Genomic DNA, 16,693 nt, shown 5'->3' with positions numbered 1-16,693 from the left:
AACGGCGGACGGGAAAGAGGGGCAAGACAGGCAGGCAAGGCAGGCTCCGGCAGTGAGGTGGATGGAACAAATGAGTTACTTCAACCTTCTTGCCGTTTGCGCGCGCAAAAGTGAGAGGGGGTCTCCGGCTTTTTTTCGCCGCTGCCCAGTGGCACCCCAATCGCTGGCTTATCTGGGGATGGCCTGCATCATCGTGCGCACACTGGCGGGCAGCGGTATCGAGACACCGTGGTCTTGCACGTCCCACTCCTCACCGCCGGTCAGCAGCCATACGCGCACACCATCCACCGCCGGGTTGAGAATGACGGCGGCAGCTTCTGCGCCATCCGCTTGCGGCGGGGGGCTGGCAATGAAGAGCAAGTTTCCGTCTTGCTGCAGCGGTCCGCTGCCACGCAGGTTCTCCAGCAGCACTGGGTAATTGATCTCGCCCATCAGGCCACGCAGCCGCTGGGCCAAGGGCCCGGTGCGCAAGAAATCCACCCCGTCCGAGGGTCGGCGGCCCACCTGGTTTTGTACGCTGGCCCACGCGCTGGCGGGCTGGGTGGCCTTCACCGGCGCGGCAGTGGGGGCTGCGACAGGAGCGGTACCGCCACATCCAGACAGCGTTGCCGCCAGGCACAGCGCAGCCCACAGCGGGAGATGCAAAACGACAGACAGGGGCTTGCGCATGGTCCGGGAGTCCTTGAGGGAAGTGCGATCGGAACGCGAGCTTAGCGGGTCCGGGGGTCTCGACCGGCGCGCCGTGGCGGCTCGCCCTAAAATCGCCCTTTTCGCCCCCGCCCTGCTTCATGACCGCCCACGCCCACCCCGTCCGCTCCCAGTACGAAGACTTCATGCGCCATGTGTTCACGACCGGCGTGGAGAAATCCGACCGCACGGGCACGGGCACCCGCAGCGTGTTCGGCCACCAGATGCGGTTTGACCTGAAAGAAGGCTTTCCGCTGGTCACGACCAAGAAGGTGCACCTGCGGTCCATCATTCAGGAGCTGCTGTGGTTCCTCACGGGGTCGAGCAACAACAACTGGCTGAAAGAACGCGGCGTCACCATCTGGGACGAATGGGCGCGCGAGGATGGCGATCTGGGCCCGGTGTACGGCGTGCAGTGGCGCAGCTGGCCCACGCCGGACGGCGGGCACATCGACCAGATCAGCGACGTGATCCAGACGCTCAAGACCAACCCTGATTCGCGCCGCATCATCGTGAGCGCCTGGAACGTGGCCGAGCTGAACAAGATGGCGCTGATGCCTTGCCACGCGTTCTTCCAGTTCTACGTGGCGCCAGCGCAGGAGCCCGGCGGGCGCGGCACGCTGTCCTGCCAGCTATACCAGCGCAGTGCGGACATCTTTTTGGGCGTGCCGTTCAACATTGCCAGCTACGCCCTGCTCACCCACATGGTGGCGCAGCAGTGCGACCTGGATGTGGGCGACTTCATCTGGACCGGTGGCGACTGCCATATCTACAGCAACCACCACGAGCAGGTGCAGACGCAGCTGGCGCGCACGCCCTACCCGTACCCGGTCTTGAACATCCAACGCAAACCCGACAGCATCTTCGACTACCAGTACGAAGACTTTGAAGTGGTGGACTACCAATGTCACCCGGCGATCAAGGCCCCTGTCGCCGTTTGACCAGCCAACAGCCCTCTTTGGTACCCCACACCTCTTGAGCCCCAGGGGCAGGCGCAACAGCGCCTTGCCCGCATCCACCCACCACCACCACGAGCTTTTATCCATGTCTTCCGGCGGATTTCACGTACACGGCCCCCACGACCACGCAGTGGAGCATGCCACCCACGGCCACGGCGACCACACATCGGACCATGGCGCTGAAGGCGGCAACGGCTCGTCCATGAACAAGATCGCCATGTTCACCGCCATCGTGGCGACAGTGGGCGCGATCTTTTCGTACATGGGCGGCGCCACGCAGGCCAACGCCGGGCTGCTCAAGAACGACGCGGCCATCAAGAAGACCGAGGCCTCCAACCAGTGGAATTACTTCCAGTCCAAGAGCACCAAGCAGTCCCTGGCCGAACTGGCCCGCGACCTGGCGCCCGATGACCGCAAGGCCGGTTACCAGACCAAGGTGGAGCGCTACGAAACCGAGAAAAACGAGATCAAGGTCGTGGCCGAAAAACTCGAAGCCGACGCCCACGAATTCGACCGCAAGAGCGAGGCGCAAATGCACCAGCACCACCGCTGGGCACAGGCCACCACGGCGCTGCAGGTGGCCATTGCTCTGGCCGCCATCGCGCTGCTGACCCGGAAAAAATGGCTGGAATACGGCATGTACGGCGTGGCCGCCGTGGGCCTGGGCGTGGGCGCCCTCGCCGCCTTGCACATCTGAAGCCTGGAGGCCCCAACATGCCCGTGCACATCATCTACGCCCGCGCTGCCAACGGCGTCATCGGCAAGGACAACCGTCTGCCCTGGCACATCCCCGAAGACATGGCGCATTTCAAGCAGCTCACCCAGGGCTGCCCGGTGGTGATGGGCCGCAAGACCTGGGACTCGCTGCCCCCGCGCTTTCGCCCCCTGCCCGGGCGCACCAACATCGTGGTCACGCGCCAGGCCGACTGGCAGACCGACGGCGCCGTGCGCGCTGCCAGCCTGCAAGACGCGCTGCAGCAGGCCACGGCCGGCCAGACTGTGTGGGTGATCGGCGGCGCTCAGATCTACGCAGAGGCCCTGCCCCTGGCCGACTGCCTGGAAGTGACCGAGATCGACCAGGACTTCGACGGAGATGCCCACGCGCCCACGCTGGGCGCGGAATGGGCAGAATCTGCACGCAGTCGCCACGTCAGCACCAACGGGCTGCCGTTCAGCTTTGTGACCTATGTGCGTGCGGGTTGATGCTGCATTTGGCTCAAGTAGCTCATTAATTAATAGCAATTAGCGCTTGCCTATCAAGCGCTGGAGGCCAAAAACATGCAAATCTCGACCTGGAACGTCAACTCCCTCACCGTCCGGCTGCCCCAGGTGCTGGCCTGGCTCGCGGCCAACCCGGTCGATGCACTGTGCCTGCAGGAGCTCAAGCTCACCGACGACAAGTTTCCGCACGACGCGTTCAAGGAAGCGGGCTACGACACCGTGACCTTTGGCCAGAAAACCTACAACGGCGTCGCCATCCTGAGCCGCCACCCGATGCGCGACGTGGTGCGCAACATCCCCGGGCACACAGATGAGCAGGCCCGCGTCATCGCAGCCACGCTGGACACCCCGGACGGCGCGCTGCGCCTGGTGAACTGCTACTTCGTGAACGGCCAAGCCCCGGGCACGGAGAAGTTTGCCTACAAGATGCTATGGCTTGCAGCCCTGCACCGCTGGCTGCGCGAAGAGCTGCTGGCCCACCCGCGTCTGGCGCTGCTGGGCGACTTCAACGTGGCGCCCGAAGACCGCGATTCGTTCGACCCCGTGGGCCTCAAGGACACGATCCACCACACGGTGGAAGAGCGCCAGCACTTCCAGGACCTGATTGGCCTGGGCCTGACAGACACCTTCCGCATGTTCGAGCAGCCTGAGAAAAGCTACTCGTGGTGGGACTACCGCATGCTCGGGTTTCAGAAGAACCGGGGGCTGCGCATCGACCACATCCTGGTGAGCGATGCGCTGCGCGCCAGCGTAACCGCCTGCACGGTGGACCGCGCCCCACGCAAGAACCCGCAACCCAGCGACCACGCGCCCGTGGTGCTCACCATGGCGTAACAGCCCCTGGCGACGCAACCCGCGCGGCAACCAGCTGGAAGCCCGGCCTACACAAAAGGCTGCAAGGAAAATCCTTGCAGCCTTTTGTTTTTGGGGAATCGCCGCGCAAGAAAGCTGCACCCAGAAATCCCTATGGTCTATGACCTACGACTTGCGACGCGCCGCGAGCCCCTGAACGGAACCCCAGCGCGCAAGCCGTGCCCGATCAGCTGTTGGCGAAAGTGTCGCGCAGGCCACGTACTTCATCGTGGTTGCGCTGCGCGCCCTGGGATTGGCGCTCTACCAGGGCCCGCACATCCAGCGGCAGGGTGGCCTTCAGGGCCTTGCGGTAGCGGGCCACGGCAGCGTCCTCGCCGCGTTCGCACTCCTGCAGCACGGCCTTGTCATCGTGCACAGACAGGGCGGACTTCACCGACACCCAGCCCCGGTGCAGCGCGCCCGCCACGGTGCCACCCGACGCGGGTTCTCCACCCAGGCGGCGGACCTCGTGCTCCAGTTCCACGGCGGCAGCCGCACATTCACGCGCATGGCGCTGGAATACGCCCTTGAGTTGCGCAGAGTCTGCGTGCTCGGCGCAGGCGGTGAAGCCGTATTCACCATCGCGGGACGACTCCAGCAGGTCGTTGAGCACATCGACCACGTCTTCGTTGTCCGCGATATCCATGGGGCGGTCGTCGTTCAGGCTGGAGCGTGCTACCCGTTCCCAGGCAGCGCGGGCTGCAGGGCGGGCATCCGTCCAGGCCAGGCCATCCGAATGGCGCGCACGCCAGTCATCGGCAAGGCGGGGTTCCACGGCCTCGAAGTCGCCTTCGTAGCGGCTCACCGAAGACCAGCCCAGCTCGTAGGCGGGGCGGTATTGTTCATAGGTGCGGCCACCCACGTAGTAGGGCTCGCGGTGGAAACTTTCGCGCCAGTAGGCATCTTCCTCGGTGGGGTTGACCGCCTCGGCGGCAGCCTTGCCCGCCAAGCCCCCGGCGACAGCACCAGCCACGCCGCCAATGGCTGCGCCGACCGGGCCGCCGAAGGCACCCGCAGCGGCACCCGCCGCCGCGCCACCCAGGGCAGCACCCACCCCGGTGCCGACGGGATGGGAACCCGGTTCGTTGGTCAAAGGGTCACGGTTGGCATCGTTGAAATCCGACATAGAAGCTCTCCGGTTGGTTGACAGTGCCTTCATTGTTGAAGTCACTTCCGGAGGGCCGAGTCGGCCCATGGAGGGCCTGCTTGTAGGACATCGGGAGGTCGGCCTGCACCGCATACACCAGAGCAGGCGCACCCGAAAACTACAAATTTAATAGCTGCTAGCGCTTTACCACCAAGCGCCAGGTGCCATTTCAGGCTTCATCGGGGGCATCCAGCCCCAGTTCCTGGATCTTGCGTGTGATGGTGTTGCGGCCAATGCCCAGGCGCTGCGCGGCTTCCATACGGCGCCCGTGCGTGGCGGTGAGCGCCGTGCGGATCAGGCGCGACTCGAACCGCCGCGTGAGGGCATCCCACACCTCGGGCTGCCCACCCGCCAGCAGCTTCTGCGCCTCGGTCTCCAGCGCCTGCTCCCAGGTAGCAGCGGGGCCAACGGCAGCACCACCCATTCCCGCAGCCACAGGGACCTCGGCGGAGGGCCAGTGTGGCGCAGCTCCAGGGGCAGGCACGCCGCCCACCGGTGGCTGCGCGGTGGCAAAGGCTGGTTGCAGCCCCCCGACCATTTCCACGGGCGGTGCAGGCACCGGGGCAGGAGCGGCCTGCACGGCTGCGACCGCCGCAGCAGCCGGCTCGCGGCCGGGTCGCGGTGCAGGCTGGTAAAGGGGCGCTTCCAGCACCTCGGGCGGCAGGTCCTGCAGCGAGATGACCTGGGCGGGCGCCATCACCGTGAGCCAGTGGCAGATATTCTCCAGCTGGCGCACGTTGCCCGGAAACGCGAACTGCTCCAGCCGTGCGATGGCAGAATCGGCAATGCGCTTGGGCTCCACGCCGAGCTGCCGCGCGCTTTGCTGCAGGAAGTGGCGCGTGAGCACGGGCACGTCTTCATGCCGCTCGCGCAGCGCGGGCAGCCGCAGGCGGATGACGTTGAGGCGGTGGAACAAGTCCTCGCGGAACCCACCCTCCTTCACGCGTTTTTCCAGGTCCTGGTGGGTGGCAGCGATCACGCGCACATGGGCCTTCACGGCCGCATGGCCACCCACACGGTAGAACTGGCCGTCCGACAGCACGCGCAGCAGGCGCGTCTGCAGGTCGAACGGCATGTCGCCGATTTCATCGAGGAACAGCGTACCGCCCTCGGCCTGCTCGAAGCGGCCGCGCCGCTGCGTCTGAGCACCGGTGAAGGCGCCGCGCTCGTGGCCGAAGAGTTCGGATTCCAGCAGATCCTTGGGGATGGCTGCGGTGTTGATGGCGACAAAGGGCCCATCGGCGACCGGCGAATGCTTGTGCAGCGCACGCGCCACCAGTTCCTTGCCCGAGCCCGATTCGCCGGTGATGAGCACCGTGACCTGGCTTTGGCTCAGCCGGCCGATGGCGCGGAAAACATCCTGCATGGCAGGCGCCTGGCCCAGCATTTCCGGGGCTTCCGCCTGGCGCTCTTCGGTCACTTCCTCGCGCTGGCTTTCTTCCACCGCGCGGCGGATCAACTCCACCGCCTTGGGCAGGTCGAAGGGCTTGGGCAGGTATTCAAAGGCGCCCCGCTGGAAGGCCGACACGGCGCTGTCCAGGTCGGAGTACGCCGTCATGATGATGACGGGCAGGCCGGGCTGCAGTTCGCGGACTTTCTCCAGCAGTTGCAGGCCCGAACCGCCAGGCATGCGAATGTCGCTCACCAGGACCTGGGGGCCCTGCCGCGCAGGGTCGCCGGGGGTGATGTCGGCCAGCGCATCGAGCACTTCGCGGGGGTGCGTGAAGCTGCGCGTGGGCAGGTTCTCGCGGGCCAGGGCCTTTTCGAGGACGAAGCGGATCGAGGGGTCGTCATCTACTATCCAGATCGGCTTCATATGTTTTTCTTACCTTCCCTGTGGTTGCGTGTCAGGGACCATCGTGCGCTGCCAAGAACCTGTTCAATATCTTTTTGGAGTCGCACAAGTGCTTTGCCGGGATGGAATGCTAGGCGCGGTGCGCCGCCGATAGCCCGTGCTATCGGCAAACTCCGCAACGCCGCAGACCGCCCGGCAAGGCACTTGCCCGAAGGGTTGGAGTGCAATCGGGCGATTGGAAGCCTCGACTGCTTGCATGGGCTTGAGCCCATGCGGCGCATTCGAAGCATCCACTCATCCCGATTGCACTCCAATGCGACCTCCAAAAAGATATTGAACAGGTTCTAGGGCAAGGGAATCAGGATGCGGAAGTCGGTGCGACCCGGTACGCTGTCGCATTCGATCAACCCATGATGGCGCTGCACGAAGGTTTGTGCCAACGTGAGCCCCAGCCCTGACCCGCCATCCCGACCCGATACCAGAGGGTAAAAAATACGCTCCTTGATCGCGTCGGGCACGCCCGGTCCGTTGTCGATGACATGCAATTCCAGTGCCAGCCGATAGCGCTGGCGACCAAACGTTACTTGTCGGGCCACGCGGGTGCGCAGTGTGATCGTCGCCTCCCCCTCAGCAATGCGCTCGGTCAGCGCCTGGGCCGCGTTCTGCACGATGTTCAGCAGCGCCTGGATGAGCTGGGCACGGTCACCCCGGAACTCGGGGATTGAAGTGTCGTAGTCGCGCAGAACCTTGAGGCCCTGCGGGTATTCGACCAGCACCAGGGACCGCACCCGCTCGCACACCTCATGGATATTGACGTCGCCCACGAGGTGCGGGTGGCGGTGCGGCGCCAGCAACCGGTCCACGAGGCTTTGCAGGCGGTCGGCCTCGTGGATGATGACCTGGGTGTATTCCGTCAGTTCGCGGCTTTCGAGTTCCATCTCGAGCAGCTGTGCAGCGCCGCGAATCCCGCCCAGCGGGTTCTTGATCTCATGGGCCAGGTTGCGGATCAGCTCCTTGTTGGCCTGTGCCTGGTCCAGCAAGCGCTCTTCACGGTCCTGGCGGGCCTGCTGCTCCAGTGGCCACAGCTCCACCAGGATTTCGCCAACCTGCTCGGCGTCGGCCACGCTCACATGCACGGGCACCGGGTCCTGGTGCTGGCGCTTGAGGCTTGCTTCATACCGCAAGGCCGCAAAGTCCTTGCCCCGGGCACCGGCGAGTGCCGTCTGCAGCAAGGCGGGGTCGGTGAAGAAGGTGGAAAAGTCCACGCCCTCCAGGGTCCGGCGCGACAGGCCCAGCGCATTCTCCAGCGCCGCATTGGCGAATTGCACTGCGCCATCGGCGCGCAACACCGCCACCAGAGTGGACATGAGGTCCAGCGAATGAAAGCGCCCCGTGTCGGAGGTCGGGGCTTCAGCAAAGGGCGAGGAACTCACAAGCGTGCCAGGCTAGTAAAAAAGGGGGGTCAGTTGGCCGGAAGACGGGCGATTTCGCGCTTGATGCCTGCGATATCACTCTCGCTGCGTGCCACGCTGGCCTTGAGTTCTGCCGTACGTTCCATGTAGCGCTGGGGGTTGCGCAGATCCAGCGCATTGCGCTCAGGCGCGCCGCCGTTGTATTCCTTCACCAACTCGGCATGGCGTGCCTCGGCCTTGCGCAGCTCGGATTCGAGAATGGCCCGGGCATCGGCATCGCGGGCCTTTTGGTCGTTGTTGTTGACGCGGGGCGCAGACGGTGGCGACGCCGGGGACGCTGTACCCGCCCCCGCTGCAGGGGCTGCCGCAGCGGCGCCCGCGGGCCGGGTGCCCTGGACCACGGTGACATTGCCCCCCTCTACCAGCTTGCAGCCGCGCTCCTTGGCCTGCTGGGCATTGTTGGTGTATTCGTTGCCACAGCGGTAGATGCGGTCTTGCGCCCACGCGGCGGGAGCCGTCGCGGCGATCAGTAACAGGGTGATGAGCGTTTTCTTCATTCGGTTTCCTCGCACTGCCATGCAGGGGTTCGGGGGAGTATCCCCCAATCGCCACGCATCGCCAATCCAACACCAGCGGCCCCGGACGGGCCTTTGTACAAGGATGCAACGGCCCAGCCACTGGTTCCGTTTCAAAAGCCCCAGGTCCTTGTGCGCAATAAAAAAGGCGGCCTGGGCCGCCTTTTGGAGAGTAATTGCCTTCTGGCAGGCAATTACAGGGAGTAGTACATGTCGTACTCGACAGGGTGAGGAGCCATGCGGAAACGCGTGACTTCGCCCATCTTGAGGTCGATGTAGGCATCCAGCATGGAGTCGGTAAAGACGCCACCCTTGGTAAGGAAACCACGGTCCTTGTCCAGATAGTCCAGCGCTTGGTCCAGGCTGTGGCACACGGTAGGCACCAGCTTGTCTTCTTCGGGCGGCAGATGGTACAGGTCCTTCGTGGCGGCTTCGCCCGGATGGATCTTGTTTTCCACACCATCCAGACCCGCCATCATCAGTGCCGAGAAGCACAGGTAAGGGTTGGCCGATGGATCGGGGAAACGCGCTTCGATGCGGCGGCCCTTGGGGTTGGCCACATACGGAATACGGATCGAGGCCGAGCGGTTGCGGGCCGAGTAGGCCAGCTTCACAGGGGCTTCGAAACCGGGCACCAGGCGCTTGTACGAGTTCGTACCTGGGTTGGTGATGGCGTTCAGGGCACGTGCATGCTTGATGATGCCGCCGATGTAGTACAGCGCGAAGTCCGACAGGCCGGCATAGCCGTCGCCTGCGAACAGGTTCTTGCCGTCCTTCCAGATGGACTGGTGCACGTGCATGCCGGAGCCGTTGTCGCCAGCGTAAGGCTTGGGCATGAAAGTGGCAGTCTTGCCGTAGGCGTTGGCCACGTTCCAGACCACGTACTTCAGGACCTGGGTCCAGTCGGCGCGCTCGACCAGCGTGCTGAAACGCGTGCCGATTTCGTTCTGGCCAGCGCCTGCCACTTCATGGTGGAACACTTCGACCGGAATGCCCAGGGATTCGAGGATCAGGGACATTTCAGCGCGCATGTCTTGCGTGCTGTCGACGGGAGGCACGGGGAAGTAGCCACCCTTGACGGTGGGACGGTGGCCGCGGTTGCCGCCTTCGAGCTTGGCACCCGAGTTCCAGGGGGCTTCGTACTCTTCGATCTCGAACATGACCTTGCCAGGTTCGTTGGACCAACGCACGCCGTCGAAGATGAAGAATTCTGGCTCTGGGCCGAAGAACGCGGTGTCGCCCAGGCCGGAGGCCTTCAGGTAGGCTTCAGCGCGCTTGGCGATGGAGCGTGGATCGCGGTCGTAGGCCTTGCCGTCACCGGGTTCGATCACGTCGCACTGCAGGAACAGCGTGGTTTCTTCAAAGAAGGGGTCGATGTTGGCGGTGCTAGGGTCGGGCATGAGTTGCATGTCCGAGGCTTCGATGCCCTTCCAGCCGGCTACCGAGGAACCATCAAATGCATGGCCGGACGTGAACTTGTCTTCGTCGAAGTGGGAAACTGGCACGGTCACGTGCTGTTCCTTGCCACGGGTATCGGTGAAACGGAAGTCAACGAACTTGACTTCGTTCTCCTTCACCATCTTCATCACGTCTGCAACGGTCTTGGCCATCAGGTTCTCCTGGATAAAGCGCTTGTTGAAAAAAGGAATTTGCCGAAATAAAAGCAGTTTGCGTGCCAGCCGGGTGCAGCCGCCGCACTATGAAGGAGCACTACGGACTGCGAGCCGATGGGGCATCCATCGGATTGCACCAATACAGTGCAATCCACCCATTGAGACCAGACATCACAAGTTGCGCACCAATTCGGGGCCACAGTTCGCACCAAATTCGTGCAGTCCGTTTTTCAGATCCAGCCATGCGGCCGGAACCAGGGAAGCAGGACCTTTGACGCCCAGTTCGATGTGCCGCCCGTATTGTGGATGATCCACGCTGGGCAAACTGAACACCCGGACCTCGGGGTGCGTTTTTTCGATGTGCTCCATGAGGGGTGTCAAAGCCGCCTCCATCGCCCCATAGACCACCACCGACTGCTCGGTCTGCGGTGTGCGATTGAAAAACGCCGCGTAGTGGTGGTCCAGCACCCCTTCGATCATGGGCCAGGCCATGACGGGGAAGCCGGGCACGAAATGCACCGTTCCACCGCCCTCCCCATCGCAGCTGAAGCCGGGGATCTTGTTGTAGGGGTTGGGAATGATGCGGGCGCCTGCTGGAAACACCCCCATGTTGAGCCGGTGGACGTTGTCAGCGCGGTCCGGTTCGTACAGCACACCCTGCTCCCGCGCGACGTCCTGCATACGTTCACGGATCAGCGCCTCAGCTTCAGTGTGCAGTACGAGCTCCCGGCCCAGCGCGCGCGCCGCGCACTGGCGTGTGTGGTCATCGGGCGTGGCCCCAATGCCGCCGCAGGAAAACACCACATCGCCCGAAGCGAAGGCGCGCTGCAAGGTGGCCGCAATGCGATCCGGGTTGTCGCCCACATAGTCGGCATAGGCCAGCGAAAGCCCGCGCGCTGACAGCAGTTCGATGACCTTGGGCATGTGTTTGTCAGCGCGCTTGCCGGACAGGATTTCATCACCCACGATGATCAAGCCGAAGGTAGGGGTCATGGTGTAGGGGTTCCGTTGACAGGAGACTCTGGGGCGGGAAGATGAGCTGGTGCCGGCGCCACAAGCGCCTGCGTGGCATGCACCGGCTGCCTTGTTTCGACAGCCGCTACGGTAGGGACGTCAGCGGGTGCCCTGCTGTCGCCCTCTGCCCGCAAACGTTCGAGCGCCGCCAGACAATAGTGCGTGAACCACAGCGACGAAAAGGCAAAAACCAGGGTGTAAATCCAGATCGCCAGTGGCACGAGAATAAAGAACGCTGCGGCAAAAACCACGCCCGAGGCCCACACGATGCTGGGAGCAGCCCCCAGATAGCCCGTCAGGATGCCAATGCCCAGCAGGCTGCTGCGATGGCGGCGGAAAAGCTCCTGCCGCTCCTCCTTGCTCGCATGCTCGGCCAGCGCATCAAACGCCATCACGCGGTAGGTCAGCCAGCCCCAGATCAACGGGGGCAGAATGAGCACCAGCGGCGGTACCAGCCACAGGGGCACCGATACCACCAGGGCAATCAATGCCAGCACCGTGGAGCTGACCGACCAGGCGACGCTGGCGATGAACGACCCACCCTTCTTGCGCTCCAGCATCGGGAAACGCCGATCGGCCACCAGGGCCACCAGCGCAGGTGTCATTAGCACCGCCACCACCAGCAGCGAGACCACCACCAACGCGGGCGCCACGGCCAGAACCACCATGAGGGGAGCCACGACCGAGGTGATATCCCCCAGCCCCCAACCCTGCAACCAGTTCCAGAAGCTGGCCAGGAGCGAAGAAGCATCCAGCAGCGTGCGCATGCCCTGCACGGCCCCATCCCAGTACAAATAGCCCAGCCCCAACGCCAGCGCCACCATCAGCAGCAACGGCAAGACGGACAAGGCCACCACGCGGGGCCGCAGGCAATAGGCGGCGGCGCGCCAGAAAGAATCGAGCAAGAGTCCCATGCCGGCAAGCATACCTTCTTGACCGCGGGGAGAGGCTTTCAAGCCTTGCCCAGCAGCCTCAGCACCCCCCGCCATTGCTGGGACCAAAAGCCCCCGCCATAGTCCCTCAACCGCCCGTCCGGCCCCGGCTCCACCTGATCGCGCACCCCCGTGGGATCAAAACGCAATTCAAAATTGGCAGTGCGCATCAGCATGTCCCACCAGGGTAGCAATACGCCAAAGTTGTGTCCCCCCAGGACCACGCGGTACTTGGCACCTTGCGCCGCGGCAGCCTCCCCCAACAGTGGCTTGACGGTTTCGTGGCCTATTCCAACGCTGTGGTGCAGCCGGTGAAAACGCGGGCTGATCCACAGCCGCTCGCCCCAGTGGCCAAACCAGAGCCGCACATTGGCGTGTTGAAAGCTCTCGCTGAGCTGCGTAATGGCCACAATTGCGATGAACTGCCCAGGCGCCACCCCGATGAGCTGCGCCACCACCACCAGAATGGTGTCGCGCAACAGGTCATCCAGCAGATGGTTGCGGTTGTCGCTCCACATGGTCATCTGGCGCTGCGCATGGTGCAAGGAATGCAGGCGCCACCACCATTCAAAGTGGTGCTGCCCACGGTGAATCCAGTAGTCCACAAAGTCAAACACCACCAGGTACAGCAGCAGACTGACCCAAGGCACATCGGTAAAGCCGGGCCAGAGGCCATCCAGCTGGAAGGTGCTGACGCCCGCCACCCGCAATGTACCGAAGAGAGAGTCCGTCAGCGGGTCCACAGCGAGGAAGAGGCCCAGGCGGAACAGCCCCAGCCGGTGAATCAGCGTGTAGAGAATATCGGTGCGAATCGTTGCGCGGTCGGTCACGGCCTCCACCGGCCGCCAACGCTGCAAAGGACCGATCACCGCAGCGATCACCACCAATTGCAGCAGGCCCACAAGAATCCAGCCCGCGGCCTCATAGCCGCTTTCCAGCTGGTTGCCCAGCCCCATGGTGAACATCACTGGCTGCAACAGGCTTTCAAAAAGCCACTGCTGAGCCGCATCAAAACCGTTACCTAGCCAACCCATTGCATCATGCTCCGTCTATCTCACCACACATGCCCGCGCCCCGGGCGGCATTCGCGACCATGTACTGCGCCAACCCTGTCAACGGCCTGCCAAAGGCGCGTAATCGGGATGCTCTCGCAGTGTCCGAAAGCAAAATCCGCGCTCCTTGAGTCCGGCGATCAGCGGCTCCAGCACTGCTGGCGCCCAGGGGTCCTTGCGCGACCAGATCCCCAAATGTGCAAGCAGGATGTCGCCACTGCGCACATCCCGCAAAGCCTTGCTCAGCAGCGCCGTATTGCTGGCCTTCTCACTGGGCAATTCATCCCCCAGGAATCCTGCCGGTGACCACCCCACATGCGTGTACCCACATGCATGGGCGCTGGCAAGCAACTGCGGCGAAGTCTTGCCACCCGGGGCGCGAAACAAGGGCAAGGGTGTCTTGCCGGTCACGAGCTTCAACCGATCCGCTGCCCGGGCAATCTCCTTGCAATACCCGGCCGCTGTCAGCACAAAATCCTGCCCCTCGCGCGGTCCGGCCGAAGGTCGAACCCGGAAAGAGGGGGCCTGCGCTGTCCCCAGATCGGCTCGCCAGTAGGTGTGATCCCAGGTGTGTGATGCAAACTCGTGGCCCTCTGCAGCCCGGGCCCGCCACCAGGAAGCCCAGTGTTCTCCAAGGCTGCCATCCCCTTCCTGGGTACGCTCGTTGGCAGCGAAGAATGTCACACGGACTTGCTGGCGCGCCAGAACGTCTGCCACCAAAGGTGCCACGGCCATGTGGCCGGTGTCGAACGTCAGGTAAATGGGCTTGTTACAGTCTTTTTGGGCACTAGCGCTTGATACAAAAGCGCTAACAGCTACAAAACATATAGCAAAATGAGCTCGCCAAGCCTTTTCCTGGCAATGTGCGGGTGCCCCGACACCGTGGCCCATCAGCGGGGCGCGTGCTGCAGCGTCCATACGCCATGGGGGGACTTTCCCACCGTGACTTGCCGCACGACCTTCTTGGCCTCCGTGTCCACTACAGAAAGCTTGCGCGCCCAGCGGGAGCTTACGTAGATGAAGCGGCCGTCGGCCGATACTTCCATACAGTCCGGCCCACCGGGCACGGGGTAAGTTTCGACCACCTGCTGGGTGGTCATGTCGATCTTGCTGATGGAGTTGGCGACCCGGTTACTGACATACAGATGCCGCCCATCGCCCGCTGCACGAAAGGCGTGGGCGCCGTTACCCGTCTTGATCTTCTTGATGCTCAAGGGCTCGCGCCCCGAGACATCAAACACCTCGACGCTGTCACTGCCGGTCAGGCCCACAAAAAGGCGCTTGTCGTCTGCGCTGCCATATACGTCTGCAGGCATGGCACCCGTTTTGGTGCGCCACTTGATCGTCTGTGTTGCGATATCGATGGCCACCAGCTCATCGCTGTCCTGCATGGTGGAATACACCGTGGTGCTGCGGCTGTCGATCCACAAATGGCTGGGTGTCCGGGAGGTGGCCACCCGCTGGACGAGGTTCAACTCCTTCCCATCCCAACGGTAGAAATCCACGTGATTCAAGCGATTGGCCGCTGTAATGAACCACTTCATGTCCGGAGTAAACCGCAGATGGTAAGGGTCCACAATGCCCCGGACCGTGCGTTGAACCTCTGCGGTGCGCGGGTCCAGGAACGTCAGAGTGTCCCCCAGCGCGTTGGCCACAATGATCGACTTCTCATCAGGCGTGAGGTAGAGATGGTGGGGCTCCTTGCCAGTCGGGATGCGGGCCGTCTCGGTCCAGGTCACCGGGTCAATGACACTGACATTGGCTTCGAGGGAGTTCAGCACAAACAGTGGAGGGGCGGCAGCCAGCGCCCCCCCTATCGAGATCCACAACCCACCCAAGACAGCGCACGCACGTGCAATCGAGAAAATCTTCACAGAACCACTTTCAACAGAGCCCAAGAGTGTAGCTCTGCCCCTGCCAATGCCCAGCGGAAGAACACGTAACATCCTTGACGTAGCGCGGATTCCGATCCGTCAACAGGGTTCGAATCGCCTGATGGAGTGCCCAGTCCATCCCATCGAGCAGTCAGCATCTAGGCTTCTGCCATCTTCGGCGCATGCGGTGGTCTCGTATCGCTCCCCCGACACTCGGTGCGGTGACGGCTTAGCCCAATCCCTCAACTCGACTGGGTCAGCAAGCTCAAGTCCTCGTGGCTGAGCCACTTCCATTCCCCGGGCTGCAGATTGGCGGGCAACTCCATGGCCCCGATCCGCGACCGATGCAGGCCTTCCACACGATTGCCCACAGCAGCCAGCATGCGCTTGACCTGGTGGTACTTCCCTTCTGTCAGCGTGAGATTCAGCTGATGGCTCGCTGTCTGTTCACAAGCGGCCGCCTTCACCGGTTTGGGGTCGTCGTCCAAAACCACCCCCGCCAGCAAGCTCGATATCTGCTTTTCGTCCACCGGATGTTTCGTTGTGACCTGGTACACCTTGGGTACGTGTTTCTTGGGGGAACTCATGCGGTGGATGAATTGCCCATCGTCGCTCAACAGCAGCAGTCCCGTGGTGTCCTGGTCCAACCGCCCCACCGCCTGCACCCCTTGCACCGCACTTTTTGTAGGCCGCTGCCGCAAAGGTGCTGGCAGCAAGGTGTAGATGCTGGGATAGGTCGAGGGTTTTTGAGAGCACTCTGTGCCTGCCGGCTTATGCAACAGCACATAGGCTTTGGAGTAATACGGCCAATCAACACCCTGAACGCGCAGTTGAAGACCTTCGGGCTCCAGCTCAGCCGTCGCATCAGCACATGGCAAGTATTCCTGCGTATCGGATTGCGATTCACACACAAACACCCAGCCCTGCTGAACCAGCCCTGCACAGACACGGCGAGTGCCAAAACCTTGGGAATACAAAATATCTTGGAGCTGCATAGCAATGGGCAGGAAAAGAAAATTCTTGAATCACAAAGCAAAACGCCCTCCTACTCGAACGAGTAGAAGGGCGGTTTGGGCTGTAAGAGCCTGACGATGACCTACTTTCACACGGGAACCCGCACTATCATCGGCGCAAAGTCGTTTCACTGTCCTGTTCGGGATGGGAAGGAGTGGGACCAACTTGCTATGGTCATCAGGCATAACTTGGTGCTGGGCTGTTCATGGAACAGCCTGGCGAATTCATAGAGTTTGGAATCAGATTTTGTGTCTTTTGACTGCGTCAACTTGGCATAACAATCTTTGAGCTTTTCACACTTTCGTGTGTTGGCTATCAAAGTTATAGGGTCAAGCCGCACGAGCAATTAGTATCAGTTAGCTTAACGCATTACTGCGCTTCCACACCTGACCTATCAACGTCCTGGTCTTGAACGACTCTTTAGGGGGCTCAAGGCCCCGGCAGATCTCATCTTGAAACGAGTTTCCCGCTTAGATGCTTTCAGCGGTTATCTCTTCCACACTTAGCTACTCGGCAATGCCACTGGCGTGACAACCGATACACCAG

General features: G+C 62.7%; 16 protein-coding genes and 2 rRNA genes. 4 read left to right on the top strand and 14 right to left on the bottom strand.

The window, feature by feature from the left end:
• Nucleotides 1-168: 168 nt before the first annotated feature.
• Nucleotides 169-669, bottom strand: a complete 501-nt coding sequence (locus ARADN35_RS25575; RefSeq protein WP_010457762.1) for a hypothetical protein — start codon at nt 667-669, stop codon at nt 169-171.
• A 119-nt stretch (nt 670-788) separates the two neighbouring features.
• Here ARADN35_RS25575 and ARADN35_RS0100095 point away from each other — a divergent pair, with 119 nt between their 5' ends.
• From ARADN35_RS0100095 to xth, 4 genes are all read left to right on the top strand, one after another.
• Complete coding sequence (locus tag ARADN35_RS0100095) at nt 789-1,628, top strand: thymidylate synthase (RefSeq protein WP_010457760.1); 840 nt, start codon at nt 789-791, stop codon at nt 1,626-1,628.
• A 103-nt stretch (nt 1,629-1,731) separates the two neighbouring features.
• Nucleotides 1,732-2,343: a DUF4337 domain-containing protein gene (locus ARADN35_RS0100090; protein WP_010457758.1), complete on the top strand. Its 612-nt coding sequence runs from the start codon at nt 1,732-1,734 to the stop codon at nt 2,341-2,343.
• A 17-nt stretch (nt 2,344-2,360) separates the two neighbouring features.
• A complete protein-coding gene (locus tag ARADN35_RS0100085; RefSeq protein WP_010457756.1) occupies nt 2,361-2,849 on the top strand; it encodes a dihydrofolate reductase in 489 nt (162 codons plus the stop codon).
• Between the two features lie 75 nt (nt 2,850-2,924).
• Nucleotides 2,925-3,701: an exodeoxyribonuclease III gene (xth, locus tag ARADN35_RS0100080; RefSeq protein WP_010457754.1), complete on the top strand. Its 777-nt coding sequence runs from the start codon at nt 2,925-2,927 to the stop codon at nt 3,699-3,701.
• Nucleotides 3,702-3,906: 205 nt separating this feature from the next.
• On the opposite strand, the gene ARADN35_RS0100075 is transcribed toward xth, so the two are convergent.
• The 13 genes from ARADN35_RS0100075 to ARADN35_RS0100015 all read right to left on the bottom strand — a co-directional run.
• Nucleotides 3,907-4,845 (bottom strand): ferritin-like domain-containing protein, encoded by a 939-nt coding sequence (locus ARADN35_RS0100075; protein ID WP_010457752.1) that lies wholly within the window; start codon nt 4,843-4,845, stop codon nt 3,907-3,909.
• A gap of 190 nt (nt 4,846-5,035) precedes the next feature.
• Nucleotides 5,036-6,682, bottom strand: a complete 1,647-nt coding sequence (gene ntrC / locus ARADN35_RS0100070; protein WP_010457750.1) for a nitrogen regulation protein NR(I) — start codon at nt 6,680-6,682, stop codon at nt 5,036-5,038.
• Nucleotides 6,683-7,005: 323 nt separating this feature from the next.
• On the bottom strand, nt 7,006-8,028 hold the full coding sequence (gene glnL, locus ARADN35_RS0100065; RefSeq protein WP_010457747.1) for a nitrogen regulation protein NR(II): 1,023 nt from the start codon (nt 8,026-8,028) through the stop codon (nt 7,006-7,008).
• 95 nt (nt 8,029-8,123) lie between these two features.
• A complete protein-coding gene (locus tag ARADN35_RS0100060; RefSeq protein ID WP_010457745.1) occupies nt 8,124-8,630 on the bottom strand; it encodes a hypothetical protein in 507 nt (168 codons plus the stop codon).
• A 212-nt stretch (nt 8,631-8,842) separates the two neighbouring features.
• Nucleotides 8,843-10,258: a type I glutamate--ammonia ligase gene (gene glnA / locus ARADN35_RS0100055; RefSeq protein ID WP_010457743.1), complete on the bottom strand. Its 1,416-nt coding sequence runs from the start codon at nt 10,256-10,258 to the stop codon at nt 8,843-8,845.
• 174 nt (nt 10,259-10,432) lie between these two features.
• Nucleotides 10,433-11,254 carry a competence/damage-inducible protein A gene (locus tag ARADN35_RS0100050; protein WP_010457741.1) on the bottom strand — a complete coding sequence of 274 codons (822 nt, stop codon included), beginning with the start codon at nt 11,252-11,254 and terminating at the stop codon, nt 10,433-10,435.
• Entirely contained in the window at nt 11,251-12,189 is a 939-nt protein-coding gene (locus ARADN35_RS0100045; protein ID WP_081474532.1) for an EI24 domain-containing protein, read from the bottom strand. The genes ARADN35_RS0100050 and ARADN35_RS0100045 overlap by 4 nt, the downstream gene beginning before the upstream one ends.
• 38 nt (nt 12,190-12,227) lie before the next feature.
• Nucleotides 12,228-13,241, bottom strand: a complete 1,014-nt coding sequence (locus ARADN35_RS0100040) for a sterol desaturase family protein (RefSeq protein ID WP_010457737.1) — start codon at nt 13,239-13,241, stop codon at nt 12,228-12,230.
• 78 nt (nt 13,242-13,319) lie between these two features.
• Nucleotides 13,320-14,150, bottom strand: coding sequence for a polysaccharide deacetylase family protein (locus ARADN35_RS0100035; RefSeq protein WP_050812409.1), 831 nt, complete (start codon nt 14,148-14,150; stop codon nt 13,320-13,322).
• Nucleotides 14,150-15,133 (bottom strand): YncE family protein, encoded by a 984-nt coding sequence (locus tag ARADN35_RS0100030; protein ID WP_010457734.1) that lies wholly within the window; start codon nt 15,131-15,133, stop codon nt 14,150-14,152. The genes ARADN35_RS0100035 and ARADN35_RS0100030 overlap by 1 nt, the downstream gene beginning before the upstream one ends.
• A 242-nt stretch (nt 15,134-15,375) precedes the next feature.
• On the bottom strand, nt 15,376-16,128 hold the full coding sequence (locus tag ARADN35_RS0100025) for a 16S rRNA pseudouridine(516) synthase (protein ID WP_010457732.1): 753 nt from the start codon (nt 16,126-16,128) through the stop codon (nt 15,376-15,378).
• A gap of 88 nt (nt 16,129-16,216) precedes the next feature.
• A 5S ribosomal RNA gene (rrf, locus tag ARADN35_RS0100020) occupies nt 16,217-16,329 on the bottom strand.
• A 143-nt stretch (nt 16,330-16,472) separates the two neighbouring features.
• Nucleotides 16,473-16,693 (bottom strand): 23S ribosomal RNA (locus ARADN35_RS0100015); the annotation flags it as partial.

Source organism: Acidovorax radicis N35, assembly GCF_000204195.1.
GTDB lineage: Bacteria > Pseudomonadota > Gammaproteobacteria > Burkholderiales > Burkholderiaceae_C > Acidovorax > Acidovorax radicis.
Note: the sequence above shows the minus strand (reverse complement) of the source record. Positions and strands in the feature narration are given on the sequence as shown.

Bases quoted from the DNA above. Each gene is read 5' to 3' on its own strand.
- glnL (WP_010457747.1), bottom strand. From the start codon at position 8,028: ATGTCCACTCTGGTGGCGGTGTTGCGCGCCGATGGCGCAGTGCAATTC.
- ARADN35_RS25575 (WP_010457762.1), bottom strand. From the start codon at position 669: ATGCGCAAGCCCCTGTCTGTCGTTTTGCATCTCCCGCTGTGGGCTGCG.
- xth (WP_010457754.1), top strand. From the start codon at position 2,925: ATGCAAATCTCGACCTGGAACGTCAACTCCCTCACCGTCCGGCTGCCC.
- ARADN35_RS0100045 (WP_081474532.1), bottom strand. From the start codon at position 12,189: ATGGGACTCTTGCTCGATTCTTTCTGGCGCGCCGCCGCCTATTGCCTG.
- ARADN35_RS0100090 (WP_010457758.1), top strand. From the start codon at position 1,732: ATGTCTTCCGGCGGATTTCACGTACACGGCCCCCACGACCACGCAGTG.
- ARADN35_RS0100095 (WP_010457760.1), top strand. From the start codon at position 789: ATGACCGCCCACGCCCACCCCGTCCGCTCCCAGTACGAAGACTTCATG.
- ARADN35_RS0100040 (WP_010457737.1), bottom strand. From the start codon at position 13,241: ATGGGTTGGCTAGGTAACGGTTTTGATGCGGCTCAGCAGTGGCTTTTT.
- ARADN35_RS0100085 (WP_010457756.1), top strand. From the start codon at position 2,361: ATGCCCGTGCACATCATCTACGCCCGCGCTGCCAACGGCGTCATCGGC.
- ARADN35_RS0100025 (WP_010457732.1), bottom strand. From the start codon at position 16,128: ATGCAGCTCCAAGATATTTTGTATTCCCAAGGTTTTGGCACTCGCCGT.
- ARADN35_RS0100035 (WP_050812409.1), bottom strand. From the start codon at position 14,150: ATGGGCCACGGTGTCGGGGCACCCGCACATTGCCAGGAAAAGGCTTGG.
- glnA (WP_010457743.1), bottom strand. From the start codon at position 10,258: ATGGCCAAGACCGTTGCAGACGTGATGAAGATGGTGAAGGAGAACGAA.
- ARADN35_RS0100050 (WP_010457741.1), bottom strand. From the start codon at position 11,254: ATGACCCCTACCTTCGGCTTGATCATCGTGGGTGATGAAATCCTGTCC.
- ARADN35_RS0100060 (WP_010457745.1), bottom strand. From the start codon at position 8,630: ATGAAGAAAACGCTCATCACCCTGTTACTGATCGCCGCGACGGCTCCC.
- ntrC (WP_010457750.1), bottom strand. From the start codon at position 6,682: ATGAAGCCGATCTGGATAGTAGATGACGACCCCTCGATCCGCTTCGTC.
- ARADN35_RS0100075 (WP_010457752.1), bottom strand. From the start codon at position 4,845: ATGTCGGATTTCAACGATGCCAACCGTGACCCTTTGACCAACGAACCG.